General features: G+C 63.5%; 19 protein-coding genes and 1 tRNA gene. 13 read left to right on the top strand and 7 right to left on the bottom strand.

Annotated elements, in window-relative coordinates; translation table 11 throughout:
* Positions 1-17: 17 nt before the first annotated feature.
* The 3 genes from OXT71_00635 to OXT71_00625 all read right to left on the bottom strand — a co-directional run bounded on the left by OXT71_00635 (position 18) and on the right by OXT71_00625 (position 3,189).
* On the bottom strand, positions 18-2,270 hold the full coding sequence (locus tag OXT71_00635; GenBank protein ID MDE2924893.1) for a c-type cytochrome: 2,253 nt from the start codon (positions 2,268-2,270) through the stop codon (positions 18-20).
* A complete protein-coding gene (locus OXT71_00630; protein MDE2924892.1) occupies positions 2,248-2,832 on the bottom strand; it encodes a DJ-1/PfpI family protein in 585 nt (194 codons plus the stop codon). The genes OXT71_00635 and OXT71_00630 overlap by 23 nt, the downstream gene beginning before the upstream one ends.
* Before the next feature lie 102 nt (positions 2,833-2,934).
* On the bottom strand, positions 2,935-3,189 hold the full coding sequence (locus tag OXT71_00625; protein ID MDE2924891.1) for a hypothetical protein: 255 nt from the start codon (positions 3,187-3,189) through the stop codon (positions 2,935-2,937).
* A 141-nt stretch (positions 3,190-3,330) separates the two neighbouring features.
* Here OXT71_00625 and OXT71_00620 point away from each other — a divergent pair, with 141 nt between their 5' ends.
* The 3 genes from OXT71_00620 to OXT71_00610 are packed head-to-tail and all read left to right on the top strand — an operon-like array spanning position 3,331 to position 6,672.
* A complete protein-coding gene (locus OXT71_00620; GenBank protein MDE2924890.1) occupies positions 3,331-4,518 on the top strand; it encodes a mandelate racemase/muconate lactonizing enzyme family protein in 1,188 nt (395 codons plus the stop codon).
* A 37-nt stretch (positions 4,519-4,555) separates the two neighbouring features.
* The gene (locus OXT71_00615; GenBank protein ID MDE2924889.1) at positions 4,556-5,467 is read left to right on the top strand and encodes a dihydrodipicolinate synthase family protein; all 912 of its coding nucleotides are present in this window, start codon (positions 4,556-4,558) and stop codon (positions 5,465-5,467) included.
* On the top strand, positions 5,458-6,672 hold the full coding sequence (locus tag OXT71_00610) for a mandelate racemase/muconate lactonizing enzyme family protein (protein ID MDE2924888.1): 1,215 nt from the start codon (positions 5,458-5,460) through the stop codon (positions 6,670-6,672). Before OXT71_00615 ends, OXT71_00610 begins: the two co-directional genes overlap by 10 nt.
* A gap of 47 nt (positions 6,673-6,719) precedes the next feature.
* Here the strand turns inward: OXT71_00610 and OXT71_00605 are convergent, their stop codons facing one another.
* Positions 6,720-7,649, bottom strand: a complete 930-nt coding sequence (locus tag OXT71_00605; protein MDE2924887.1) for a sugar phosphate isomerase/epimerase — start codon at positions 7,647-7,649, stop codon at positions 6,720-6,722.
* Positions 7,646-8,698, bottom strand: coding sequence for a hypothetical protein (locus OXT71_00600; GenBank protein ID MDE2924886.1), 1,053 nt, complete (start codon positions 8,696-8,698; stop codon positions 7,646-7,648). The genes OXT71_00605 and OXT71_00600 overlap by 4 nt, the downstream gene beginning before the upstream one ends.
* Before the next feature lie 330 nt (positions 8,699-9,028).
* On the opposite strand from OXT71_00600, the gene OXT71_00595 reads away from it, so the two are divergent.
* The 9 genes from OXT71_00595 to OXT71_00555 all read left to right on the top strand — a co-directional run bounded on the left by OXT71_00595 (position 9,029) and on the right by OXT71_00555 (position 21,864).
* Positions 9,029-11,011: a hypothetical protein gene (locus OXT71_00595; protein ID MDE2924885.1), complete on the top strand. Its 1,983-nt coding sequence runs from the start codon at positions 9,029-9,031 to the stop codon at positions 11,009-11,011.
* Positions 11,008-13,569 carry a DUF1553 domain-containing protein gene (locus tag OXT71_00590; protein ID MDE2924884.1) on the top strand — a complete coding sequence of 854 codons (2,562 nt, stop codon included), beginning with the start codon at positions 11,008-11,010 and terminating at the stop codon, positions 13,567-13,569. Before OXT71_00595 ends, OXT71_00590 begins: the two co-directional genes overlap by 4 nt.
* Before the next feature lie 50 nt (positions 13,570-13,619).
* On the top strand, positions 13,620-14,981 hold the full coding sequence (locus OXT71_00585; GenBank protein MDE2924883.1) for a DUF1501 domain-containing protein: 1,362 nt from the start codon (positions 13,620-13,622) through the stop codon (positions 14,979-14,981).
* A 284-nt stretch (positions 14,982-15,265) separates the two neighbouring features.
* Positions 15,266-16,405, top strand: a complete 1,140-nt coding sequence (mnmA, locus tag OXT71_00580; protein ID MDE2924882.1) for a tRNA 2-thiouridine(34) synthase MnmA — start codon at positions 15,266-15,268, stop codon at positions 16,403-16,405.
* Between the two features lie 152 nt (positions 16,406-16,557).
* A complete protein-coding gene (lpxB, locus tag OXT71_00575) occupies positions 16,558-17,712 on the top strand; it encodes a lipid-A-disaccharide synthase (protein MDE2924881.1) in 1,155 nt (384 codons plus the stop codon).
* 4 nt (positions 17,713-17,716) lie between these two features.
* The gene (locus OXT71_00570) at positions 17,717-19,699 is read left to right on the top strand and encodes a M1 family aminopeptidase (GenBank protein MDE2924880.1); all 1,983 of its coding nucleotides are present in this window, start codon (positions 17,717-17,719) and stop codon (positions 19,697-19,699) included.
* A gap of 247 nt (positions 19,700-19,946) precedes the next feature.
* Positions 19,947-20,022 (top strand) — tRNA-Ala (locus OXT71_00565).
* Between the two features lie 46 nt (positions 20,023-20,068).
* On the top strand, positions 20,069-21,295 hold the full coding sequence (locus tag OXT71_00560) for an AAA family ATPase (GenBank protein ID MDE2924879.1): 1,227 nt from the start codon (positions 20,069-20,071) through the stop codon (positions 21,293-21,295).
* Positions 21,292-21,864, top strand: a complete 573-nt coding sequence (locus tag OXT71_00555; protein ID MDE2924878.1) for a hypothetical protein — start codon at positions 21,292-21,294, stop codon at positions 21,862-21,864. The genes OXT71_00560 and OXT71_00555 overlap by 4 nt, the downstream gene beginning before the upstream one ends.
* A gap of 15 nt (positions 21,865-21,879) precedes the next feature.
* On the opposite strand, the gene OXT71_00550 is transcribed toward OXT71_00555, so the two are convergent.
* Both OXT71_00550 and OXT71_00545 read right to left on the bottom strand, forming a co-directional pair.
* Positions 21,880-23,634, bottom strand: coding sequence for a bifunctional sulfate adenylyltransferase/adenylylsulfate kinase (locus OXT71_00550; protein MDE2924877.1), 1,755 nt, complete (start codon positions 23,632-23,634; stop codon positions 21,880-21,882).
* Between the two features lie 38 nt (positions 23,635-23,672).
* Complete coding sequence (locus tag OXT71_00545; protein ID MDE2924876.1) at positions 23,673-24,401, bottom strand: phosphoadenylyl-sulfate reductase; 729 nt, start codon at positions 24,399-24,401, stop codon at positions 23,673-23,675.
* 132 nt (positions 24,402-24,533) lie between these two features.
* Here OXT71_00545 and OXT71_00540 point away from each other — a divergent pair, with 132 nt between their 5' ends.
* A complete protein-coding gene (locus OXT71_00540; GenBank protein ID MDE2924875.1) occupies positions 24,534-25,613 on the top strand; it encodes an FAD-dependent oxidoreductase in 1,080 nt (359 codons plus the stop codon).
* The last annotated feature ends 1 nt before the right edge of the window (position 25,614 follow it).

The raw sequence follows: 25,614 nt of genomic DNA, 5'->3' as shown, positions 1-25,614 counted from the left end.
AGTGCTGCGCCCCGGGGTTAGATCTCCGGGGCCCGCGCCGCCAGGAACCAGACCGATTCGCCGTCGCCGGTGAGATCGAGAGTTCTCCGGAACCAGGCATTGTCCTGGGACGGGATCAACCGTTCCCGGACGGCGATCCCCCGCAAACTGTAGAGGAACGTCGGTTCGCCGGAAGGCGAGACCCGGAATCCACGCATCCGGTAACCCGCCCGTTTACCCATCCCGCCGGGCCAGGGGCTCAGGCCGCTCTCCAGAAACGCCAGGGGCATGGTTTCAGGCAGCTTGGCCCGATCCTCGCTCAAGGGCTGCACGAAGGGCGTAAAGCGATTGGACCAAGTGGACTCGGCGTTGAGGAACCGCCCTCTCCAGAGGAGCTTGGACCGGACCTCCAAAGCATCGAAAGCGAAATGGATCCCCTGGGGAAAACCCACGGCGATGGCATGGGTGCCGACTCCCTCCATGAAGGTCCGCAACAGGATGGGCCGGTCCCCGGGGACCAGGTCGAAGAACTCTTCCGGCTCCATGCCCACCGGCAGGCGGGTCTGGTCCAGTTCCTTCAGGTAGGTGAGAATCGCCTCGATCTGCTTGTCCGCGTCTCCACCCAATACGTCCGTCAGCGTTCCCTTCCCTCCTTCGAAGAAGGTGGGCATCAGGGTCCCGGGACGGCTGGAGTCGGGGTCCAGGACGTACCGCTTGAACCAGTCGGGTTGGAGGCGTTCGAGGGAGTCGGCCAAATCCAGGGCCGGCATACCGGTGGATGGGTGGCCCCGCAGGCCGTGGCAGTTGATGCAATTGAGACCGTCGGCCCCCATGAGGCGGCGCCCGTAGCGGTTCCGGTGGTGGTGCAAGGTGCCGGAGACATCCGTAGCGGGCAACTGCAGGTCCTGGTCGGCCCGGATCAAGGCGTCCGCCAGGGTTTCGGCGGCGCTCCCGTAGTCCGGCATCCGGACCATCAGGTAGGGACGCACCATGCCCGAACCCTCCAAGACCTTCCTCAACCACTCGGGGGTCAACTTGCGGCCGGCCTCGGTCAAGGGGGGAGGCAGCCGGCCCTCGTTCCCCATGTCCAGTTCCTCCACCGGGAGGAAATAGGCCGCCCTTCCCGCTTCGGGTCCGCCCTGATCTCCCCGCTGGTGACAGGCGAAACAGTTGTAGACCTCCAGGTATCGGCGGACCTGGGCCTCCGGATCCAGCCGGACAATCTCTCCCTTCAATCCCGCCAGCGCCTCGGCCAGGGCGGCTCTCTGGACCGGGTCCAGTTCGTAGTCGGGCACTCCCTTGCGAGGCGACGGATCCAGGCAGCCGCCCGGTTTTTCGGGGTCCAGCTCCTCAAGCCGCGGGAGTGGGGCCGCGGCGGCCTTTTCTTCCTCGAGACGATGGCAGGCGTTGCAACGCAGTTCCCGGAACAGGACCCGGCCCCTTGCGATCTTTTCCCCCTCGGGGGACGTGCGTTGGGGATCAGCGAGAACTCCTCCCTGCGCCAGAAGATAGGCGGCGATGGCACGTGCCTCGGCAGCGGAGAGCCGCATCGGAGGCATTCTCCCGGCGGGCCGGGTCCGCAGGGGATCCAACAGAAAACCGGCCAGCGGCTCAAGGGTCGTTCTTGACACCTGATCCGCGATGGGGACCGAAGGGACTTGAGGGGCCGGGATCTGGATTTGCTCCAGTGAAAATCCCCCACCGCCGGCCTGATGCATGGCTCCAGCCGGCACGAAGGGAGTGTGGCAGGCGACGCACCCGACCGTGTGGTAAAGCCGCTCTCCTTGCTCGATCTCGGGCGGACTCGCTACCGGAGCGGACTCTGCCGGATCCGGCTGTTCCAAAGAGGCGAGAAAATGGGCCAGGGCTTCCGCCGCCGCTTCCCGTTCCTCCGGCGCCCAACCTGCCAGAGGATGGGGCATGGGCGTCCCCGGTTTGGCGCCCTGGGGTCGACTCAGGAAATCCTTCAGGTAAGTCAGGCGGACCCGGCCGCCAACTCCGTCCAGGATGGGAGCCTGCCGGGGAATGACCCGTTGGGCGACTGCTTCATCGGCCACATGGCAATGGGTGCAACCCAGCTCTCCCAGGAGGACTTCCCCTCCGTGGGGCCCTTCGGCATCCCCGTTCCGGTGAAATCTTTCGAATCCGACAACGAGAGGGTAGGACGGCGTTTTCGGGGGATCGGAAACGGGGGAGCAAGCGACGGCCAGCAGCAGGCCGCAGAAGCCCGCCGCCAGAGTTGCGAAAGATTTCCGGGAGGATCTCAACTCAGACGGCCGCGGCCTGGACAAGCTGTTCCTCACGAGCCTCGATCAGCAGCCGGATCCAGTGCCCCATGTACTGGCCATGGTCGTGATACGTGCGCCCGCTCACCAGGTTGCCGTCCACCACGCAACCGGCGTCGACGAATATGCCGCCGCACACCTCCAGGTCGAACTTGCACTTGGGAACGGTGGCCATCCTCCGCCCCTTGACGCAGCCGGCGTAGGCGGGAATCTCCACGCCGTGACAGACGCAGCCCACAGGCTTGTTGGCGTCGAAGAAGTGGCGCGTCATGGCCACCAGGTCCTCGTCGTAACGAATGTACTCGGGGGCCCGGCCACCGGAAAAGAAGATGCCCAGGTACTCTTCCGGCACCACGTCGCGAAAGGCGATGTCCGCGTCGATCTTGTAGCCCTCGAATTCCCGGGTGATGTCCCAGTTGGGTCCGATCTCATGCAGGACCATGTTGTAGCGGCGCTTCTCGGGCCCCGCGACGACGGGCTGGAAGCCGGCTTCCTGGAGGCGGAAATAGGGATACAGAGTATCCACCGTCTCCGTCGCATCTCCAACAATGACGAGTACTTTATCCATGTGATCTCCCCCTGATGAGTGGAAACCAGATTAGCACGCCCGGTGCGACTCTGAAAATGCGTCGGGGACAATCAAGAAGTCGTATCGAGGATCACGCAATCGTTACGAGTCAGGCCCCTCGAACTCCTCCTCGATCATACGTAGAACACACCGATTTTCGTTCTTGAGGTCGGCCAGCCCGCCGAAACCGGCCATCCAAGGTGACTCTTTGTCTCGAATATTGGCGTCACGGGAGTACCGACGGAGCTGCTCTTGGACTGCGTCAGCGACAAACTGCTCCAACGTCATCCCGCGACCGGCGGCCAGGGTACTGGCTTCTCGGAAGGTAGCGTCATCAAGTTCGACAGCCGCTTTCATGACTCCATGGTCTCATACTCACGGCGTTGGCAGTCGATATGACGGTGCCAGCTCCGCGCCGGGCCATTCGGTAAGGCTTGCACGGGTAGCATTCTCAGGCATACTCTCTCGGAACCTTTTCAGAGACGAGGCAGCAGCGCCATGAAAATCACCGAGATCAAGACCTTCGTCGTGGACGCCGGTTGGAGACCCTGGGTATTCGTCAAGATCGAGACCGACGAGGGGGTGACCGGCTACGGCGAGTGCAGCGACGGCAAGAATCCGTGGGGCGTGGTGGGTGTCGTCAACGACCTGAAGCCGGTGCTCATGGGAAAGGATCCGCGGGCCTTCGAGATGCGGTTCTGGGACATGATCCGAGGCAGCCGCCAGAGTCCGGGCGGCATCGCGGCCAAGGGGATCGCCGGAATCGAGCTGGCGCTCCTGGACATCAAGGCGCGGGCCTTGGGCATTTCAGTGGTGGAGCTCTTCGGCGGACCCTTGAGGGAGGAGGTCCGCCTCTACTGGTCGCATTGCGGAACCACCCGGACCGCACACTATCGCCACGTTCGGTGCGAGCCTCTCCGGAACCTGTCGGACGTGGGCGTCCTGGGCCGTGAGGTGGTGGCCAAGGGCTACACCGCATTGAAAACGAACATCATCTTTCCGGGAGAAGATCCGTTCGCCTACTTTCCCGGATTCGCGAGCGGTCCCGGCACTACGGACCAAGCCATCACTCCACAGTTGCTGGATCACATCGTGAGCATCATCGCGACTTTTCGAGAGGCCGTCGGACCCCACATCGACATCAACCTGGACCTCAACTTCAACTTCAAACCGGAAGCCTGCCGCCGGATCGCCCGCGCCCTGGAGCCCTACGACCTGCTCTGGCTGGAGATCGACATGTACGATCCCCAATCCATTCGGGACATCAGGGAATCGACCTCCACGCCCATCTGCACCGGGGAGAACCTGATCTACATGCGGGAGTTCATTCCCTATTTCGAGTTGCGGGCGGCCGACGTATTCATGGTAGACGTGCCCTGGAACGGATTCTCCCAGGCCAAGAAGATCGGAGACCTGGCGGAGACCTACCAACTGAACGTCGCTCCTCACAACTACTACAGCCACCTGGCCACCTTCATGAGCGCCAGCCTCTGCGCAGTCCTCCCCAACGTCCGCATCATGGAGGCCGATATCGACGACGTGCCGTGGAGGGACGATGTGACCACCCATGCGCCCGAAGTCGTCAACGGCCACATGAAGATTCCCACCGGTCCCGGATGGGGGACCGAGCTCGTTGAGGAGGAGCTTCTCCGTCACCCGTGGGGGGACAAGAAGTCGATGTGGTAGGGGAGCGGCGGCCGCTTCCGTTACGAAGAAGACGAAGATGCAGAACGCTTTCCAAGGGGTCATCCCCATCCTCGTAACGCCGTTCAAGGGCGACGGCAAGGTCGACGTGGCCAGCCTGCTGCGGCTTGTTGACCATCTGCAGGCGCACGGAGCCCGCGACGGCTTCGGCGCCTTCGGCAACGCCGGCGAGGGCTACGCTCTCCTCCCTTCAGAGAAGCGGCTGGTGCTCGATGCGTTGGTGCGTCATTTGGACGGCAGGGCCCCGGTGATCGCCGGCGTCGGAGCCACCGGCACGGAAGCCGCCGTGGAAACCTGCAAAGAAGCGGAGGGGCTCGGTGCGGCCGGCTTGATGGTCTTGCCGCCGTACTACTTGCGCCCGGATGCCGACGGCCTGATGTTCTTCTATGCAGCGATCAGCGACGCGGTGGGGATTCCCATCATGGTGCAGGATGCGCCCCTGCTCACGCAGGTCGTTATGCCTCCGGCGCTGCTCGCACGCCTGGCGCGCGAAATCGAGCATGTGGACTACGCGAAGATCGAAGCTCCGCCGACCGCCCCCAAGATCACCATGACGCTCGAAGCCGCCGGTGACACGCTGAGGTTGTTGGGAGGACTGAACGGGCAGTTCATGATCGAGGAGTGGCAGCGGGGATCCCAGGGAACCATGCCGGGCAGCGACCTGATTTCGGTCTTCTGCTCGATCTGGAGCGCGCTTGAGAACGGTGAGCTCGAATCGGCATGGAGAGCGTTCCAGCGGGCGCTGCCCTTGATCCGGTATGAACTGCAGCCCGGACTGGGCATTTCGGCAATGAAGCACAATCTCGTGCATGCGGGTGTTGTCGAGAACGCCATGGTTCGCCATCCAACCCGCTCGCTCGATGAACACGGGTTGAGCGAGCTTGAGGCTCTGCGAAAATTGGTTGGGACGAACAGTCAGCCATGCCGGTAGATCGAATCGCTTCAATCGAGGCGTTTTCGGTCAGGCTGCCGCGTGACGCCGCAGAGGTGACAGGAACCGCCGGCAGCCCGGCCGCGCTGGCTGCCAGCGGCTTTGACTACCGCTGGTCGGAAACCAGCAGCACGCTCTATTCGGTGAATTTCGAAGCCGCCCTGGTCAAGGTGACCCTGGAGTCGGGCCTGGCCGGATGGGGAGACGCCCAGGCCCCGCTCGCTCCGGATGTAGTGTGCCTGATCATGGATCAATTGCTGCGCCCGGCCGTCGAGGACCAGGATTTCGACGGTTCTCCCGATACGGTGAGATCGTTGCGAAATCGGATGTACTCGACCATGCGCGTTCGCGGTCAGACGGGCGGCTTCATGGTCGATGCGATTGCCGGAGTCGACATCGCCCTGTGGGACCTGGCCGGCAAGGCTCGTGGGACTTCGGTCGCGGACCTGCTGTCGTCTTCCGCCCCCAAGAGCAGGATTCCGTGCTACCTCTCGGGGCTCCCGGGCGCAACGAACGCGGATCGAGTCGAGCGGGCCCGGGAAGCCTGGGACGCGGGATTTCGAATCTTCAAACTGTTCTACGACCGTACGGAAGAAGAACTCTTCGATCTCATCGACCGCCTGCGCGCAGCTTTGGGACCGGAGGTTTCCATTGCGGTGGACGCTCTCTGGCGGCTTGACGGGGACTCGGCGGGCAGCTTTTGCAGAAAGCTTGACGATCGTGGAGCCCTGTGGCTCGAGTGCCCGCTGGCTCCGGAATTCCCGGAGGACCACGCCGATCTGGCGGCTGAAATCCGCACCCCGATCGCATTGGGCGAGTGCTATCGTACGCGGTACGAACTGGCGCCGTTCCTGGCATCCGGCTGCGCCCAGTGGTTGCAGCCTGACATCGGCCGTTGCGGCATCACCGAAGCGGCCGGCCTTGCACGGGACGTCGGCGCCAGCGCCCGGATCGTCCCCCACATCAGCATCGCCATGGGACCCCAGATCGCCGCGGCCCTGCAGTTCGCTGCTGCATCGAGCAATGTCGGACTCGCCGAGTACAACCCGGCCGTCTTCTCGGTTGCCAACCGCTATCTCCATCGGCCCCTCGAGGTCGACGGCGCCGAGTACATCGTGCCCGAGGGACCGGGCCTGGGCGTCGAAGTCGACGAGTCGGCAGTCCGGGCGGTCGCAGGCAAAGTGAATTCCACCCGGCTAGCGTGATTCGAGTCTCGTGATTCCTGGTCCGGGGAATGCACGGTTTACCAGGGTTACGAGACCGCCTTCAGGCACTCCTCCAGATAGCGGCGTGACCGGTTCACGGCTTCCGTGACCTCCCGGGCGGTGGGCAGGATGGGAATCCCCCGGGGGACCGGGTGCATGAAGATGGAGGTCCAACCCTCATAACGGGTCTCCTGGAGGGCCCGGACGACGGGGACGAAGTCGAGACTGCCGAATCCGGGCAACTGCTCCATTTCCTCTGCCTTGGGGAGCTTCTTCATGGCGCCCTTGCCATGTTCCCAGGCGTAGAAGTGGACCATCTTCGGGCCCAGATCCCGGATGAGCCCGGCGATGAGTTCCGGGTCCTGGGGCAGGTGGTACGGAGCGAGAGCGATCCCCAGACGGGGTGAAGGAGACTTTTCGGCCAGATAGCGAATGGATTCCGGGCTCCGGATCAGGGCCGAGCCGTGATTCTCGATGCCGATGGTCACCCCGGCCTCCTCGGCGGCGGCCACGTGGGGCTTCATCTTTTCGATGAACGCGTCGATTTCGGCTTCGAGCGATTCCGGACCCTCGCCGGTCCGCTTGACGCTGCCGCAGATCAGGATGCGGGTCCCCCACTGGCGGCCGACCTTCATTTCCTCCTGAAGCCCGAACGGTCCCAAGTCGTAGTGGGTCAGGATCCCCACCTGGACGCCGTGCTTCCGCAGGAGCCGGCCGAAGGCTTCATGACCCATCTCCTCGATCTGCTCCCGCTGATCGGCATGGCCGCGGGGCCAGATGTCGATGAAGTGGGTGCCGGTCCGCGCCACCTCGGGAAGGATCTCCTTCAGCTTCAGGGTTCCATAGAGGCTGGACGCCAGGATGTAACGGAGTCGGAAGTCCGGAGCGGCCTGAAGCCGCCCGCTTCCGGACCGGGCCCAGAGGTCCCCGGCCATCAGGCCACCCGCCATCACTTTCAGGGCGTCGCGCCTTCTCATCCGCCCTCTCCGGCGCCGCCGGCCGCGCTGACTGCAGCCTCCTCCGCACCCAGTTCATTCACGATCTCGAACTCGTCGATCCGGTCTCCCTCCACCGTCAGGAACTCGCCGCGGGCCAGATGAGTCTGGCCGCCCGGGTTGAAGGTGATGAACAGGGCGCCGTCTGCGTACTCCTGGACCGTCCGGGCGTATTGCTTGCTCTCGGGGTCCATGGTCGAGCAGTTCTTCTCCTTGACTTCACCGTTTCTGAGCCAGTAGTTCCGGGTGAAGATGGAGGCCCACCAGGTGTCGTCCTCGTGCTGTTCGCAGTGGTAGTCCCGTCCGCTCTTGCCCCCGAGCCCGCTGACCAGAACGAAGGTCTTCCCCATTCCCAGAACCATCCGCTCGGGGGAACCGGTGGCGCCGTGGCCCGCCGCCTCGTTGCCCAGATCGGTCAGCGTGTAACTCCGGGAATAGGAGTGCTCGTGACCGGTGGCGATGATGGCTCCGGCTTCCTGGCAGTCCCGGTAGACCCCCCAGCCGGTGTCGTCCCGTTTTCCGCCCGCCTGCATGTCCTGCTGGTTTTTGTGCCAGGAGGCGATTTTCCAGAGGAAGTCCTCTCCCTCTTCCAGAGCCTCGGACAGGTACTGCCGGTGCCCCTGACCCATGGAGCCCACTCCCGAGAGCACCAGGAAGAGTCCCTGGTAGGTACAGGTGGACTTCACCCCCAGATCCCCCGTGCACTCCAGGCCGGGAGTTCCCTCGACCCGTTCCTGGAGAATGCGGCTGTACCCCGGAGGGGTCCGCTGGCGCCAGTGCCGCACGTCGTGGTTGCCGACGCTGTAGAGATAGGGAAACCGGCCTCCCTCGACGGCCGCGTCCAGAATCCGCTCGACCCCCGAGTGCCAGTTGACCGGCGCCTCCAGGTTGCCCTCGTCGTAACCGAGGTCTCCCTGGTGGAGAACCAAATGCGCCCCTTCCTGCCGGATCAGCTCCAATACCCGGTCGGTCCGCGGACCGTAGCCCGAGTCTCCGACGAAGGCCACCTTGAAATCGGGCGGCGGAACCACCAGGCTCCGCTTCGTGTCCTCTTGGGGCGGGACCGATTCACTGCAGGAGAACTGGAGCCAGAGTGGAAACAGTGCGAGTAGCGATATCCGGACGAACCGAAATCGAGATGCGAACCTTGGACTTGATGGACAATTCAATGCCTTATTCCTCCCGTCTGCTGATGCGGACACCGGATCTTTCCAACCGAGCGGCGCCAGGGTTCGGCATTGCCGGCCTGCGCCGCCCCGTCAGTCTACTACGAGACTTGCTGTCGGCAGAAACCGGGCGCGGGACGCCGGAAACTGGCCGTGCCGTGTGGTAGCATGACTGGCGATTGCAGACCCGAAGCCATGATCAAGATCCGACTTCTGATCGCCTCAAGTTTGCTGCTTTTCCTGGCTGATTCCCGGGCCGCGGACGACTCCGGGAAGGCCGCGCCCAAGGAGCCCAAGACCCTTTCCGTCTTCCCGCTGGGGGGAGAACGGGGCACCACGATGGAGGTGTCGGTCCGGGGCCAGCACATGGAGGGAACCTACGCCGCCTGGTTCGAGTGCGAGTGCGACGACGTGGAAGTCCGGTTTCTGAAGCTGGAGGAGATCCAGGAAGCGGCGCCCGACGAATTGGTGGAACGCGACGCACAGGCCAAGCAGACCGAGTTGGCCGGACATCGGGCCCGGCTGCAATTCCGGATCAGCGAGGACGCCGCAGTCGGGCTTCACCGGTTTCGGATCGTCACTCCCCGCGGCATGTCCAATGCCTTGAACTTCCAGGTCGTCCGCGAACCCGTGGTGCTGGAACGGGACGCGGAGGATCAGCAGGCGATTCAGCCACCGGTCGTCATCGCCGGCACCACCAAGGCCAACGGGGAGCTCGACCTGTACTCGTTCCAAGCGGAAGAGGGCGAACAGTTTTACTTCCAGACCTTCACCTCCTTTCCCATCTATATCCCCTACAGCGCGGAGGCGGAGTTGAATCTCTACGCTCCCACCGGAAGCTGGTTCGACCCGGACCGACTCCTCAGGCTGCCCTGGGAATCCAGGCCGCTCTCATGGGTTCCGGTGCTCCAGTCGCGCCGGCAGGGGTGGGGCGCTCAGTTCGCCGTCTTTCCCATGCCGACGCACCGCTTCCGAGAGGCCGGCCGCTATGTGGTCTCCATGGGTTCCTTTCTGGGTGAGGGAAATCCCGACTTCGTCTACCTGCTCCGGATCGCCACCGAACCTCCCGACTCTTCCACGATCATGGGCAAGCCGGCCCATCCCGATCCGGCCGACTGGCTGGAGCGGGACTCGGGGGCGTACGCTCAACATGGTGCGTTCCATAAGCCCCTGGAGCCCGACCGGCTGAAGGTGCTGGCGGCTCGAAGTGTCGAGCCTGCCTCTGGGACAGGAACCGCCGGGGCGGCGCCGGAGTCCCGGCGAGAAGCGGCCCAGGACCGGGTCGTCTCCCAATTGCAGGAGCAGGAACCCAACGACTCGAAGGGTCCGGAAGTCCCCACCGCCGTGCTCCTGGAGGGGACCATCGACCCGCCGGGAGACGTGGACAGCTATCGATTCCGGGCGAAGGCCGGAGAGGGCCTGGTCTTCGAGGTCGAAACTCCACAGGCCGCGCCTCCCCAATTCAATCCCTGGATCCGGGTCTGGAACCCGGAGGGTGAGGAAGTCTTCAACAATATCCACTTCGAATATGGCGGGGACGGCGACGACGTCAGCAAATCGACGGAGCGAAAGACGGTCTTCACATTTCAGCAAGACGGGATCTACCGGCTTCAGATCCGGGACCTGACCTCCCGAAGGGGAGGATCCGATCTGGCCTACCGGTTGATGATTCGTCCCATGATCCCCCACGTGGGACGGGTGGAATACGTCCTGGGAGTCAAGGGGCGAAGGTTGGGACCCACCACCGACCGGGTGAACCTGGAGCCGGGACAGAGCAAGACCTTCACCGTGGTCTGCGACATGGAGGAAGGCTTCGAGGGTGGCGTCGCCGTTTCGGCGGAAAACCTCCCCAGCGGCGTCCGGGTCCTGCCGGCCACCCCGGCCCCTTACACCGACTCTCTGCTCCTGGGCGCCTATTATTTCCCCATGGGCCTGGAAAGCGGCAATATCGGCGACATCACTCGATTCCGTCCGGTTCGAAAGGGAGTGACGATGGCCTTCGTGGCGGACGCGGGCGCCACGGCCACCGAAATGCCTCAGCTCGTTCGTCTCTGGGCCCAACCCACGTCGGGCGACCGGACCGGCGCCCGGCTTCCGCTGGGACAGGTCCCCATCATGACGCTGGCCACGGGTCAGAGTGCGGCGGCGGCCGAAGGCAAGAAGGAGTACGAGCAATGACGGAGCCGACCGAGCGGAAACCCTGGACCCGGGCTCCGGCCGGGGCATCGATGGCCATCGTCCTGGTTCTTACCGGTTCGCTGCTTTTTTCGGGAACGCCTGCTCCCTCACCTTCTCACTCGCCTCAAGCTCTGTCGTTGCGCATGATGCCCCAGGAGATCCGAATGTGGGGCGCCGGCGCCTCTCAGCGGCTGGTGGTGGTGGCGGCATTCGCCGACGGAACGGAGCGGGACGTCACCGCCGACACCCGCCTGGAGGTGAAAGACCGCGACGTCGCCGATTTGAGCGCCGAAGGGAAGCTCGTCCCCCGCAACAACGGGGGTACGGCGATCAGGGCGGAATTTCAGGGTCAGGTTTCCCAGGCCTCGATCCAGGTGCGTGAGAGCCAGGCATCAAGACCGTTCAGTTTCTCCAGAGAAATCGGCGGCATACTCACCCGGCGGGGCTGCAACGATTCGGCCTGTCACGGCGGAGTCAAGGGGCGCGGCGGCTTCAAGCTCTCGCTGGATGCCAGGCATCCCCAGGAAGACCACCGCTGGATCGTGGAGGGCGGCACCTACCAGGTCCTGTCGCCCGAGAGCGCCGAACCGATCCGGCCGCGAGTGGATCCGAAAAAACCGGAAGAGAGCCTGCTGCTGCAGAAGCCGACGTTCCAGATTCCCCATGGCGGAGGCAGCCGCTTCTCGGCTGAGTCCGCCGATTACGCGGCGCTTCGAGACTGGGTCCGGGAAGGCGCCCCGGTTCGGGAAGAAGAACAGCTCCGGATCGAGAGAATCGAGATCTTTCCCTCCTATCTGGTCCTGGAGAAGGGCCAGCACCGGCAGTTGCTGGTCACCGGACATTTGGGGAATGGAAGAACCGAGGACCTGACGGACCAGGTGCGCTATGAGACGGTCAACCCCGAACTGGTTCGGATCTCCCCCACCGGCCGGGTAGAGGCCGTCGCCACGGGAGAAACGGCCCTGCTGGTGCGGGCGCCGGGCAGGGTGGCCAACTCCCGGATCGGCGTCATCGCCGATGCAGTGCACATGGTCCCGCAGGTGGCCGACAACAACCTCATCGACCGCCACGTGTTCGCCAAACTGCGGAAGCTGCGGATCGCCCCCTCGAGCCTCTCTTCCGACGAAGAGTTCCTGCGGCGGGTCTGCCTGGACCTGACCGGCACCCTTCCGCCGCCGGATCGAGCTCGTGAGTTTCTGAGCAGCACCGATCCCGCGAAACGGGACCGTCTCATCGACACCTTGCTGGAGACGCCCGAGTACATCGACTATTGGACCTTCCGCTTCAGCGATCTTTACCGGGTTTCCTACTCCTCCACGGGGACACCGGCCCATTCCCTGGTCTACTGGGCCTGGATCCGAAACAGCCTGACCGAGAACAAGCCCTACGACCAGATGGCCTTCGAGCGGATCTCGGCACAGGGCAACGACGGACCCTCCCGGCACTTCCTGCAGAACGGAGAGGTTACAAAACCCGAGGACGGCATGCCCGAGGAGATGCGGGTCTTCCTGGGCTACCGGCTGGACTGCGCCCAGTGCCACCATCATCCCTTCGAAGAATGGTCTCAGGACCAGTTCTGGGGTCTGGCGGCCTTCTTCGGGCGGCTGAGCCGGACCGAGTGGACCTCGGAGGGCGCCATCGTGGTCTTCGAGGACCCGGCCGGCCGCGTCCCCGACTACGAGGAGTCGGAGGACACGGTCAAGGTCCTCCATCCCCGGACCGGCCAGGAAGCCTCCCCGGTGTTTCCCGACGGGACGCCGTTGTCCGAGGAGAAGTCATTCGATCCACGACTGGCCCTGGCCGAGTGGATCACGGACCATCCCAACTTCTCCCGGACCATCGTGAACCGGATGTGGGGACACATGTTCGGCAGGGGGATCGTCGACCCGGTGGACGACTTCCGTTCCACCAATCCTCCGACGCATCCCGAGTTGCTGGACGAGCTGGCCCGGGATTTCGCCGAAAACGGCTACGACCTCAAGCGCCTGCTGCGGCTCATCGCCAAGTCCCGCACCTATCAGCTCTCGGCCATTCCCAACGCCACCAACCGGAACGATGTGGCCAATTACTCCCGCCGGGTGCGCCGGGACATGGATGCCGAGATTCTCCTGGACTCCATCTCCAACGTCACGGGCGTCCCCGAGACCTTCAAGAACAATTGGATGGGCGTCGCTCCCGCCGGGACCCGCGCCATTCACCTCCGGGTCCCCGACCTCTACTCGTCCACGTTCCTGGAGATCCACGACCGTCCCAACCGCGCCAGCATCCCCGAGCGCAAGAACGACGCCAGCCTGAAGAAGGCGCTCCACATCATGGTCGGCTCGACCTATCAGGAGAAGATCACGCATCCCGGCAACCGGCTCGATCAACTCGTAAAGGTTGGCAGGACGGATGGGGAGATCATCGAAGAACTGTACCTGAGGGCGTTCAGCCGATTGCCCAGCGAGACGGAGCAATCCCGGCTGGAGCGCGTGGTTGCTTCCGGTGAGTCACGGAAAGAGGCCTTGCAGGACATCATGTGGGCCATGATCACGTCCCGGGAGTTCGCTTCGAATTGATGGCCGAAGGACGGGTAAATCTGGTATTGATCTGAAAAGGAAATCCGTTCATGAGCGTACCCAAGCCCGGCCAAAAGATCGGCTGTCTGACCTGCACCGAGTCGCTGCTGCAGCGGCGCGAGTTCATCCGGACCGGGGCCCTCAGCCTGTTCGGCATCAGCCTCGGCCGCTATCTCCAGGCCAAGAGCGTCTTTGCGGAAGCCGGCATCGACGTGGAAGCGAACGCTACCGCCAAGTCGTGCATCCTGGTCTGGCTGGACGGGGGACCGAGCCACGTCGACATGTGGGACCCCAAGGCCGGCAGCAGCTTCAACCCCATCTCCACCAACGTTCCCGGAATCCAGATCTCCGAGCTCCTTCCCCGCATGGCCAAGCGCATGGACAAGGTCTCCATCATCCGGTCCATGCACACCGAGGAGAACAACCACGGACAGGGGACCTACTACGCCCTCACCGGACACCGGCCCACGGCGGCCATGCAGTTCCCCTCCTTCGGTTCCATCGTCACGCGGGAACGGGGCCCCAGAAATTACGTACCGGCACATATTGCGGTCCCTGGTTACACGCAGGGGGCCAAGGGAACCTACCTCAAGGGGGCGTTTCTGGACGCCAAGTACGATCCCATGGTGGTGGGCACCGATCCCAACAGCGAAGGCTTTCAGGTGCAGGATCTGAGCCTGCCCAAGGCCATTTCGCCGAAACGGCTGGAGGACCGCCGTTCGCTCCTGACCCTGATGGACGACACCTACCGCCGGAAGATGGAGAGGGCTGAAGCGTTCAAGATGGACAGCTTCACCGAGCAGGCCGTGAACATGGTCCTCTCCTCCGAAGTGCGGGAGGCGTTCGACCTCTCCAAGGAGCCGGAGAAGACCCGCGACGCCTACGGCCGCACCGGATTCGGACAGAGTCTGCTGCTGTCGCGCCGGCTGGTGGAGGCGGGAAGCCGATTCGTCACCGCGGCCGGCCACGATCTCAACGGCTGGGACACGCACGCCGACAACGACAAGAAACACCGGGACAACCTGGTCCCCGGCCTGGAGCGATCCCTTCCCGTGCTACTGGACGACCTGGAAGAACGGGGCCTGCTGGAGTCGACTCTCGTTCTGGTCATGGGCGAGTTCGGACGGACGCCTCGCTTCAACTCCAAGGGGGGACGGGACCACTGGCCCCATTGCTGGTCCATGATCCTGGGCGGAGGCGGTATCGAGGGGGGCAAGGTGGTGGGCGCCAGCGACGAGCGGGGCGCCTTCGTGGCCGAACGAATGGTGACCATGGGAGACGTGCACGCCACCGTCTACAAGGCCTTCGGGATCGACTGGACCAAGGAGTACATGAGCCCCATCGGCCGCCCCGTCAAGATCGCCAATTCCATCGACGACACCACGGGCCAGCCGGTTCACGAGCTGATCTGAACCGCCCGCGGCGAAAGTCGCCCCGGCATTCGACCGTCCCTGCATCCCGGCGGACTGCGTTGCGATTCGGGCACATACTCCCGGTATGCACCCGAATCGCGCCTTGTCCGGCGGGCGCAGGAACGGTCTCGGTGCTCGCGGGACTTTCACCACGGACTGTTAGTAAAATCGAAACTGCGGGCCGGGACCTGACGAACCGTGGCAGCGGCAAAGGCGGCCTCTGCGGTCGCCCGTTCTTGTCCCAGTTTTTGGATCGGAACCAGGAAGAGGAGTGACCGGCAACCATGGAGCGGATCCTTCTGGCCATGAGTGGCGGCGTGGACAGCTCTGCCGCCGCAGTCCTGCTCAAGGACGCGGGCTACGACATCGTGGGATGCACCATGCGGTTGTGGGACCACCGCAAGGACCCCCAGGGTACGGCGGTCCGGTCCGGGCGTTGCTGCTCGCTGGACGACACTTACGACGCGCGCCGGGTGGCGGAAAGGTTGGCGGTCCCGTTTTACGTCGTCAACATGGAGAAGGTCTTTCGGGAAAAGGTCATCAGGACCTTTATCGGAGAGTACCTGGAGGGCAGGACTCCGTCTCCCTGCGTGCTCTGCAATACCTTCGTCAAGTTCGACCGGTTGATGGATTTCGCTCGTCAGATCGGTCTCCAGCGGGTGGCCACCGGTCACTACGTTCGGGTGGGCCGCGACGAAGAAGACGGCCACGTGCTCCTGAAGGCCCTGGACACGGACAAGGACCAGTCCTATTTCCTGTTCGAGCTCAACCAGGATCAGTTGGCCCGGACGCTGTTTCCCGTGGGCGAGTATCCCAAGGCCGCGGTTCGGGACATCGCCCGCGCCAACGGGCTTGTCACCGCCGACAAACCGGAGAGCCAGGAAATCTGTTTCGTTTCCGGGGGCAACTACGCGGACTTCATTCGCCGGCAGGCCGGAGGGGTGGATCACGACTTTCTGCCGGTCCTCCAGGAGCAGGAGCGTCCCGGGCCGGTGCTCATGGCGGACGGCTCGCGGGTGGGGACTCACCGGGGACTGTTCCGTTTCACGGTGGGACAGAGGCGGGGCCTGGGCATCTCGCATCCACGGCCTCTGTACGTTCTGCGTCTGGAGCGGCGGAAGAACGCCGTGATCGTCGGTTACAAGGAGGAGCTGTTCAGCACGGGGCTGGTGGCCGAGCGTGTCCATTGGATCTCGGGACGGACGCCGCGGGGCCCGGTCCGGGCCTCGGTCAAGATCCGTTCCCGGCACGCCGAGGCCGCCGCGGAGATCGACTGCCCGGCGGCGGCAGCGGAGAACGGGGGAGGAATGGCGCGTGTCGTCTTCGATCGTCCTCAGATGTCGGTCTCGCCCGGTCAGGCGGCGGTCTTCTACCAGGGTGACCGGGTCCTGGGCGGAGGCTGGATCCGCGAGCGCATCCAGTAAGGAGGAGCGGCGGTTTCCAGTGGGGGCGGCGGTTTCCAACCGCCGAACAAAAAAGTCAGTTTCCAACGGGGGCGGCGGTTTCCAACCGCCGGTGCGTGACCTCCCGCGAAATCTCACGGCCGCGTGAAACTTCCGGCGCCCCGTCCAGTCCAATGGGTGTGATTCCAAAAGTCTCAGTTCTGGTGGTGGCCGGAGAAACCTCCGGCGAGCAGCATGCCGCGGCGCTGGTCCGGGAAATCGACCGGCTCAGCTCCGGCATCCGGATCCAGTGGTTCGGGAGCGGCAGCCAAAAGATGTCCCAGGCGGGCGTTGACCTGCTGGAGGACGTCTCCAGGCTGGCCGCCATCGGTCCCTGGGAGGCGGCTGGAAATCTGTCCAGCTATTGGAACCTGTATCAGAGCATTCTCCGGGAGGTCCGGTTGCGCCGGACCCGGCTCGCCATCCTGGTCGACTTTCCCGATTTCAATCTCAGGCTGGCCCGCCGTTTGAAACAGGCGGGCGTGACGGTCGTATACTTCATTGCACCCCAGGTGTGGGCATGGCGCTCTTCGCGCGTCCGCCAGATTCGAAGGGACGTGGATCTGGTTCTGGCCGTCTTTCCCTTCGAGCAGGAGTACTTTCGGAGCCGGGGCGTCAACGCTCTCTACGTGGGGAATCCGTCTCTGGAGCGGCTTCGAGAGGTGGAGCCCGGAGCCGGGTCCGGCCCGCAGGAGGAACCCCTGGTGGCTCTGCTGCCGGGCAGCCGGATCCAGGAGGTGCGGCGAATCTTCCCACGCATGCTGGACGCCGCCCGCTACGCTGCCCGCCGCTGCCAGGCACGATACTGGGTGGTCAAGGCTCCGGACCTGCCGCTGGAGGAACTAAAAGAAGTCTATCGAAGCTGGTTGGGGAGGCGGGGCAAGCCCTTGCCGCTGGAGTTCCGGGAGGAGGAAACGGCCCAAGTCCTTCCCCGGACCGACTGTGCCATAATCAAAAGTGGGACCTCTACATTGGAAGCCACGTTGCTGCGCGTTCCGTTCGCCATGGTCTACCGGATGTCGTGGCCGACATGGATATTCGCCCGTCTTCTGGTCCGGACCCGGACCTACTCTCTGACCAATCTGGTTATGGGCGAACGCATCGTGCCCGAGTTCATTCAATGGCAAGCGCGGGGACGGACCATCGGCCGCTACCTGGTGCGGCTCCTCACTCAGGAAGGGGAGAGGGCGAGCGTCAGGGAGAAATTGGGACAGGCCGCCGGCCGCCTGGGCCGGCAGAACGCGTATCGTGAAGCTGCGGTGCAGGTCCGAAGTTATCTGCAGGAGTGATGTCATGAAAGTGCTGATTGCGATTTCTCTTCTGGTACTGGGGAATGCTCCGGCATGGGCGGAGACGGCGCCCGCCGGACCGCGCCTGCTGGATGTGAGCCATTACGACATCGAGGTGGAGGTGGACCCCCAGGAGCGTTTCCTGGAGGGATCGGCCCGGGTCACCTTCAAGGTCCTGGAGAACATCCTCAGCATCCCCTTCGACTTCAACAATCAGCTCAGCATTCTGTCGACCATGGACCAGGACGGGAACCGGTACTCGACACGATTCGACGACCTGAGCCAGAAGAACATGAGGGTTCAGGGCCCCAAGTCCCTCAACCCGGGGACCGAGGTGACGCTCACTTTCCGGTTCGAGGGGAATCTGGAAGGGGATGAATTCGCCTTCCTGAACGTCGCCCGCACCGAGAAGGCCGTGATTTCCCCCGACGGAGCACTGCTCCTGTCCGAGGGCCGCTGGTTTCCTCAGCACCTGCTTCCGTTCGACTCGGCGACGGCCAAGGTACGGGTGCGGGTTCCCCTTGGATTCTCGGCCGTGGCGCCCGGCCGCCTGGAGTCGATCCGGACCGAGGGCGTCACCGAAGTCTTCAATTGGTCGAGCGACTATCCCCTGACCGAAATCCCCGTGGTGGTCTCCCAATACCTCCGGCAGGATTTCAAGGAGGGTCCGGTTCCCATCAGCTTCCACGTGAGGGAGGACTTCAAGGGCGACTTGACTCCCTGGGCTCAGGAGATCGAAAAGATCCTGGAATTCTACAACCAGGAGTACGGTCCCAGCCCGCTGTCCAAACTGGACCTGGTTGCGGTGGGCAAGGTGGAGTTGGAGACCGCCGGGTCGTTCGGCCTCATATTTCTGGAATCCGGACTGCTCGAAGCCAAGCGGATGCCGGTGGTGGAGTTGGCCAAACGGCTGGCCCGTCATTGGTGGGGGTACTCGGTGCGACCGAAGGGGGACCGCGACGTCTTCCTCCGCGAAGGTTTCTGCACCTACGCGGCACTCCGTTACATGGAGTCGAGTCACGCCGACGATTTTCGCGGCGTGCTGGCCCGCGAGGCGGTGGATGCCATGAAGCACCAGAAACTGGCCCCCATCACCGAGGGCCTCACCTTCAAGCCCGGTTCTTCCCAGTACGAGTCCATCGTCGGCAGCAAGGGGGCCTGGGTGCTCTACATGCTGGGTCAGCTCATCGGCCGGGAGGGCTTCGACGGGTATTTCAAGGAGTGGTACCAGGAGCGGAAGGACCAGGAGTCGGGCATCCAGGATTTCGTCGACTTCGTCCAGCGGAAGAGCGGCGAAGACTACGGCTGGTTCTTCGTCCAGTGGGTGGAGTCGGTCGGAGTCCCCGAGTTCAAGGTCGACTACAACATCTACAAGCTGAGAGACGGGACATTCCAGATCCGCGGCCAGGTGAAGCAGGACATCGACCTCTTCCGCATGCCGGCCGACCTGCGAATCGAGACCAAGGGTGACGCCAACGACGACAAACTGGTCATCGGAGGCCGCTCCACGTCGTTCAAGCTCGACATGAAGGACCGGCCCCTCCGGGTGGTGGTGGATCCCAACGGAAAGATCCTGAACGATTCGGATCGGATGCGGGTCCTGGTCCACATCGCGCTGGGAGAGGACTACCAGCGGAAGGCGGAGTTCGTGGCGGCGATTCAGGAATTCGAGAAGGCCAAGGAGATGGACCCCAGAAGCTCCATGGCCAGCTATCGGCTGGGCGAGGTGTTCTTCCAGCAGCACAGCTTCTCCAATTCGGCCAACGCCTTCCGGGAGTCGCTCAACGGGAACCTGAACCCACCCTGGATCGAGACCTGGATCCATATCTACCTGGGAAAGATCTACGACATCCTGGGCCAGCGGGAGCGGGCCAAGTCGGAATACCGCAAGGCCGCCAACAGCAAGATCGACTACAACGGAGCCCAGGCCGAGGCCAAGAAATACCTGGAGGAGCCCTTCACCCGCCCCCGCACCGTCTCCGGCTGAGAGGAGCGGCGGTTTTCCTACCGCCAGGAGCGGCGACTTTCTTGTCGCCGGCTGGAGCGGCGGTTTTCCTACCGCCGGTTGGGGGGTAAGGGGGGACATCAGTCCCCCCTTTACGCTTCAAGAGTCCCAGCTCCGAATCGCGACGCGCATTCTCCGAGGCTGCTAAACTAAACGCCCATAGCGGGAATCTCCTGGGGCGCACCCCATCGGCTTCGGTGATTGCCGCTGTAGTTTCTCGACCCAGGGTGGGGGTATAGCTCAGTTGGAAGAGCACCTGCTTTGCAAGCAGGGGGTCGTCGGTTCGAATCCGATTACCTCCACCAACTTAACTTGCGACATCGCCCCAGCAGCCCCATCGGTGTCACCGGCGTGATCACTTCACTTCGACTCGTCGATTTCAAGAACTTCGCTGACGAGACACTGCGTGTCGGTCCATTTACCGTGGTTGTCGGCGCCAACGCCAGCGGCAAGAGCAACATCCGGGACGCGTTCCGTTTTCTCCAAGGTGTCGGCCGCGGTTATACGCTGGCAGAGATCATCGGCGGCAGATATGGCGCTGACGGGCGCGTTGAGTGGCGACCGATCCGAGGCGCAGCAAATGAAATCATCCGCTTTGGCCAAGTTGCGTTCGCATTTGAGATTGGTTTGACGTTGGAGAATGGGGAGGCCACGTATTCGATTGAGGTCAGCCCTGAAATATCTCGAACCAGCGGATTCAGAATCACATATGAGCGCCTCCGCGTTGGTCAGAAAGATGTCTTTGAGAAACCCAGGACCCCATACCCAGACGTATACATTGATCTGGACAACGGTCGCCGAATCAACATCAAACGGGATCGGCCGGCGGTGACGCAGGTTTGTGAAAGCCGACAAGCAGGGATTCGGTATAGGGATCTCACGAGACAGGTCCTCAATGCCCTGAAGAGTATGCGTTTTCTGGAACCGTCACTGGATCGGATGCGCGACCCAACGTTTCCTGGAGCCAATGTGTTGGGGGATTCCGGCGACAATTTGCCGACGGTGTTGGAGGAAATCTGCGCCGATGCCGAGCGTCGAGCCATTCTAGCGAGCTGGTTACGCGAACTCACGCCAATGGATGTGTGTGGCTTCGAGTTTCCGCGTGGTCCGAGTGGCCGCGTCCATCTCATGGTCTGTGAAGCCAATGGCAGGAAGGTGTCGGCCTACAGTGCTTCGGATGGAACTTTGCGCTTTCTCGTCATACTGGCAGCGCTGCTTGGCTCAAACTCCAAGGGCCTGTATTTCTTTGAAGATTTGGACAACGGAATCCATCCGGTCAGGCTGCATTTGCTGGCGGATCTGATCGAACGACAAACCGCGAAGCACTGTATTCAGGTGGTCACGACGACTCATGCACCGACACTGTTGACCGCTATCAACGACGATACGTTTAAGAGCACATCCGTAGTGTGCCGCTTGGAAAACAAATCTGATGCAATCATCCGCCGAGTTGCCGAGCTGCCCAACGTGCAGGAACTGCGGAGAGATCAAGGCCTTGGCCGGCTCCATGAATCCGGCTGGATGGAGGATGCGCTCTATTTCACCGAAGACTACGGCGAAGCGAAGGACGGCTCGTGAGAGTCCTCGTCATACCCGAAGATTCCCGTAAAGACAAGTCTGTATTAAAACCTCTGTTCGAATCTCTCTTTGGCTCCATGGGTAGACCACGCACGCGTGTCCGGGTCTGCGAAGATCCTGTGCTCGGTGGCGTCCGAGAAGCCTTGAAGTCGCACCGAATCGCGGAAATCATCCAACGGCATCGTGGAATGGCCCAAATATTCGTGTTGTGCGTTGATCGCGATGGCGAGAAGGGTCGGCGGAAGAGACTCGACCAGATCGAAGAAGAGTTCGGATGCATGCGAACCTTCCTTGCGGAGAACGCATGGGAGGAGATCGAAACCTGGGTCCTTGCCGGTCTGGATCTGCCTGCCGGATGGCGCTGGGCCGAAGTGCGAGCCGATGTCCACGTCAAGGAGAACTATTTCGAACAATTGGCCAAAGCGCGTGGCGTCGCCGACGGTCCTGGCGGTGGTCGCAAATTGTTGGGGGAAGAGGCCGCCTCTCACATTTCCAAAATCCGCCTGAAATGTGCCGAGGACTTCGATTGTCTCTACCGGCGACTCGAATCTGCGATTCAATCTTGTTGAATGAAGACGACCGGCTCACTCCGCCGGCCGGACGAAGCCCCGCCTCAACAGGTGGTCCACGATTTCCTGAGCGTTTTCCTGCGGAGAGTGGCTCACCGTGTCCAGGATGATCTCCGGGTCCCGGGGAGACTCGTAGGGGTCGTCGATGCCGGTGAATCCGCGAATTTCCCCGCGCCGGGCCTTGGCGTACATGCCCTTGGCGTCCCGCTCCTCGCAGACCTCGAGGGGAGTGTCCACGAACACTTCCACGAAGTGGCCGCTTCCCACCATGGATCGGACCTGGTTCCGGGTCTCCCGGTACGGGCTCACCGCGGCGCAGATCACCGTGCCTCCATGCCGGACGATCTGGGACGCGACGAAGCCGATGCGGAGGACGTTGGTGTCCCGATCCTCCTTGCTGAAGCCGAGCCCCTTGGAGAGATGGGTCCGGACCACGTCGCCGTCCAGAACCGTGATCTTCCTCCCCTGCTCCTGCAGGAGCACGGTGAGGACCTGGGCCGTCGTGGACTTTCCGGAGCCGCTCAGGCCGGTCAGCCAGATACAGATTCCCTGGTGGTGGCGCGGCGGGTAGGCCTCCGCCAGAATGTCCGCCACTTCGGGCCGCGTGAACCAGCGCGGCAGGTCCCTTCCTTTGCGCAGATAGTCGTCCCGCACCTGGGATCCTGAGATGGAAGCGGTCCGGGCCGCGGTCCGCCCGTGCCCGACCTCCTCGTACCGGTCCTCGTCCGGCAGATAGACCAGTTGCCGGAAGGGAATCATCTTCACTCCCGTCTCGCCGCTGAAGCGCCGCACCAGTTCCTGCGCCTCGTAGGGTTCGTAAAACGGAAGGCCGCCCCGTCCGGTGCCCGGACTGGCGTGGTCCCGGCCGACGATCAGGGCGTTGGCGCCGTAGTTTCTTCGAATCAGGGTGTGCCAGAGGGCCTCCCGGGGACCGGCCATCCGCATGGCCAAGGGGAGCAGGCTCAAGAGCACGCGGCGGGAGTCGTAGTAGTTGCGGGCCAGGACCTTGTAGGTGCGGACCCGCGTGAATTGGTCCACGTCGCCGGGGCGGGTCATGCCTACGACGGGGTGCAGCAGCAAGGCGCCGCCGGTTTCGTCCATGGCCCGGCGGGTCAGCTCCTCGTGGGCCCGGTGCAGCGGGTTCCGGGTTTGAAAGGCGACCACGTTGGCGAAGCTCATTTTCGCCAGGCGGGAACGGGTTTCACTCGGGCCCAGGCGCAGCTCGGCGAAGTCGGGCCGGCGGGGCGGATGCAGCACCCGGAGCCTTCCGGACAGGTTGACCTTGCCCCAGCCGTGCATTTCGGTGATCAGGGGATGGCGAATGTCCAGGGTGCCGAGGACGGCGTGGGCCGTCTCCCGGAAGTCCCATTCGTAGATCTCCTCCAACGTCATGATCGCCAGCAGGTCGTTCCTGGAGTCCCGGAGGGCGATCTCCGCGTCCAATCGGAACGCCTCGGAGGGCGCAGCGGGGAGACCGACGGGAACGGGAAAGAGGGCGTCCGTCTCCAGCCGCATCTCCCCCACCACCCGCTCGTGGTCGGCTCGGCTCATGAAGCGGGTCAGCGGGGAGAAGGCCCCGGACGCCATGAGTTCCAGGTCCAGCGCACTCCGCCGGGAAATTTGAAGCGAAGGGAGATAGGAAGCTCGCGCCCGGAGATCCGCGGACTCTTCCGGGCTCGCCACGAGATCCACGAGCCGGCCTCCCCAGGGGCAGATCAGTTTGGTCTTCGGATCACTGGAATCGCGTGCCTGCGCCTCGGAAGGCTGCATTGTGTTCAAGAAGAGTTGCGAAACGAAGGGCTACCGAATCAATCGGCTTTCCGGAGGCAGTGGATCCCGCATTCCCGGTGGTTTCCCTGCTCCCACCACCAGCGTCCGGCGCGTGGGTGCTCGCCGGGACGAAGAGCCCGAGTGCAGGGGGCGCAGCCGATGCTGCCGTAACCCTGGTCGTACAAGGGATGACAGGGGACCCGGTTGCGCCGGATGTAGTCCCAGACCTGATCGTGGGTCCAATCCGCCAGCGGACTCAGTTTGATCTTGGAACCGTGCTCCCAATCGGTTTCCAGCTTGCAGACGCCGACTCGGCTGGAAGACTGTTCCCTCCTCAGGCCGACCATCCAGGCGTCCAGGGGTTGGAGCATCCGTGTCAAAGGCTCTACCTTGCGGACGTGGCAGCAACGCTCTCGCTCTTCCCGGGATCGGTAGAAGAGGTTCATCCCGGATTCTCCCACCATGGTCTCCACGCTTGCGGCGTGAGGAAAGAAGACCTCCGGGCGGATTCCATAGTGGTCCCGGACGCGGTCCATCATTTCGTAGGTTTCGGCCGGAAGCCGTCCCGTGTCGATGGTCATGACCCGGACATCCTTGCGGTAGCGCCAGCAAAGATCCAGGATGACCATTCCCTCGGCCTGAAAACTGGTGCAGACGGCGATGCGGGGATGCCACTGATCCAGCGCCCAAGCCACCAGATCCTCGGCCGGCATCATTTCCGCCGGCGCCAGCAGGGGTGTGACATTGGGTTGAATTTGAGTCTCCATGACCGTGTCTTCCGACGACGCGGCGCATTATCTAGTATTCCGATCGGAGTTGTCAAGAAAGAAATTGGGAGGGCAATTGGAAATCGCCGCTCCTGTTGAATTCTCCCCACGCGAACCGATACGGTTTTCGGGATGAAGGTCGACGTCCTCATCGTGGGCGCGGGTTTTGCCGGCGCCTCCACCGCATTTCACCTGAGCCGGTCATTCCCGGGATCGATCCTGGTGATCGATCAGGAATCGGTGCCCGGCTTCCACGCCTCGGGCCGGAATGCGGCCATGGTGAGGCAGCACGAGGAGCGGGAGGACATCCGGCGGGCCGCCGCCGCCAGTCGCCGGGCATACGGCGAGTACGAGTCGGAGCTGGGCTTTCGCCAGGTCGGGTCGTTGCTCCTGGGACCGGCGAACCGGTTGGAGGCGATGCGGGAACCCGACCGGATCGAATCGTATCTCCTGAGCCCGCCGGAAGCCCGCCGGAGAGTCCCGTTGCTGGACCGCCACGAATTCGGCGCCGCCCTCTGGACTCCCGCCGACGGCATCATGGACATTTCCGCTCTGCTGCAGCTCTACCTCGCCGGCAGCCGGGAGCGGGGGGTCTCCTTCCTGTTCGACTGCCAACTGCGAGGCTGCCGGGGGACGGGGCCGTTCCGAATCGACACCACCCAGGGCGAAATCACGGCCCGCCGCCTGGTCAACGCCACCGGCGCCTGGGCGCCGCTGGTCGGCCGACTCGCGGGCGCCGCGCCGGTTCCCATGCGTCCGTTGAAGCGCCACCTCTTTGTCCTGGGGCGAGTCCCCGGAGTGAATCCCCATTGGCCCATCGTCTGGAACCTGGAGGACAATTTCTATTTCAGGCCCGAGTCCGACGGACTACTCATCAGCGTCTGCGACGAGGGCGAGACCGAGAGCCTGGAACCGACGGTGGACGCGGACATGACCGAGGCGCTGGCCCAGCTCTGCTGGTCCAAGCTGCCCCACCTCAGAGACGCGGTCCAGGAGCAAGTCTGGTCCTGCTTTCGCACCAAGGCGTCCGACACCTCCTTCGTCATCGGTTGGGATCCGGAACTGGAGAATCTGTTCTGGGTCGCCGCCCTGGGAGGGCACGGCATGGGAGTCAGTTGGGAAGTCGGCCGCCGCGCCGCCGGGAAATTCCTGGACCGCGCGCATTCCGATTCCTTCGACCCGGACCGGTTCCAATTCGCTCTCCGGCCGTAGG

The sequence above is a fragment of the Acidobacteriota bacterium genome (assembly GCA_028874215.1).
In the GTDB taxonomy this organism is placed as follows: Bacteria; Acidobacteriota; UBA6911; order RPQK01; family JAJDTT01; genus JAJDTT01.
Note: the sequence above shows the minus strand (reverse complement) of the source record. Positions and strands in the feature narration are given on the sequence as shown.

Bases quoted from the DNA above. Each gene is read 5' to 3' on its own strand.
- OXT71_00605 (MDE2924887.1), bottom strand. From the start codon at position 7,649: ATGAGAAGGCGCGACGCCCTGAAAGTGATGGCGGGTGGCCTGATGGCC.
- OXT71_00625 (MDE2924891.1), bottom strand. From the start codon at position 3,189: ATGAAAGCGGCTGTCGAACTTGATGACGCTACCTTCCGAGAAGCCAGT.
- OXT71_00595 (MDE2924885.1), top strand. From the start codon at position 9,029: ATGATCAAGATCCGACTTCTGATCGCCTCAAGTTTGCTGCTTTTCCTG.
- OXT71_00540 (MDE2924875.1), top strand. From the start codon at position 24,534: ATGAAGGTCGACGTCCTCATCGTGGGCGCGGGTTTTGCCGGCGCCTCC.
- OXT71_00610 (MDE2924888.1), top strand. From the start codon at position 5,458: ATGCCGGTAGATCGAATCGCTTCAATCGAGGCGTTTTCGGTCAGGCTG.
- OXT71_00570 (MDE2924880.1), top strand. From the start codon at position 17,717: ATGAAAGTGCTGATTGCGATTTCTCTTCTGGTACTGGGGAATGCTCCG.
- OXT71_00590 (MDE2924884.1), top strand. From the start codon at position 11,008: ATGACGGAGCCGACCGAGCGGAAACCCTGGACCCGGGCTCCGGCCGGG.
- OXT71_00545 (MDE2924876.1), bottom strand. From the start codon at position 24,401: ATGGAGACTCAAATTCAACCCAATGTCACACCCCTGCTGGCGCCGGCG.
- OXT71_00585 (MDE2924883.1), top strand. From the start codon at position 13,620: ATGAGCGTACCCAAGCCCGGCCAAAAGATCGGCTGTCTGACCTGCACC.
- mnmA (MDE2924882.1), top strand. From the start codon at position 15,266: ATGGAGCGGATCCTTCTGGCCATGAGTGGCGGCGTGGACAGCTCTGCC.
- OXT71_00615 (MDE2924889.1), top strand. From the start codon at position 4,556: ATGCAGAACGCTTTCCAAGGGGTCATCCCCATCCTCGTAACGCCGTTC.
- OXT71_00620 (MDE2924890.1), top strand. From the start codon at position 3,331: ATGAAAATCACCGAGATCAAGACCTTCGTCGTGGACGCCGGTTGGAGA.
- OXT71_00630 (MDE2924892.1), bottom strand. From the start codon at position 2,832: ATGGATAAAGTACTCGTCATTGTTGGAGATGCGACGGAGACGGTGGAT.
- OXT71_00550 (MDE2924877.1), bottom strand. From the start codon at position 23,634: ATGCAGCCTTCCGAGGCGCAGGCACGCGATTCCAGTGATCCGAAGACC.
- lpxB (MDE2924881.1), top strand. From the start codon at position 16,558: ATGGGTGTGATTCCAAAAGTCTCAGTTCTGGTGGTGGCCGGAGAAACC.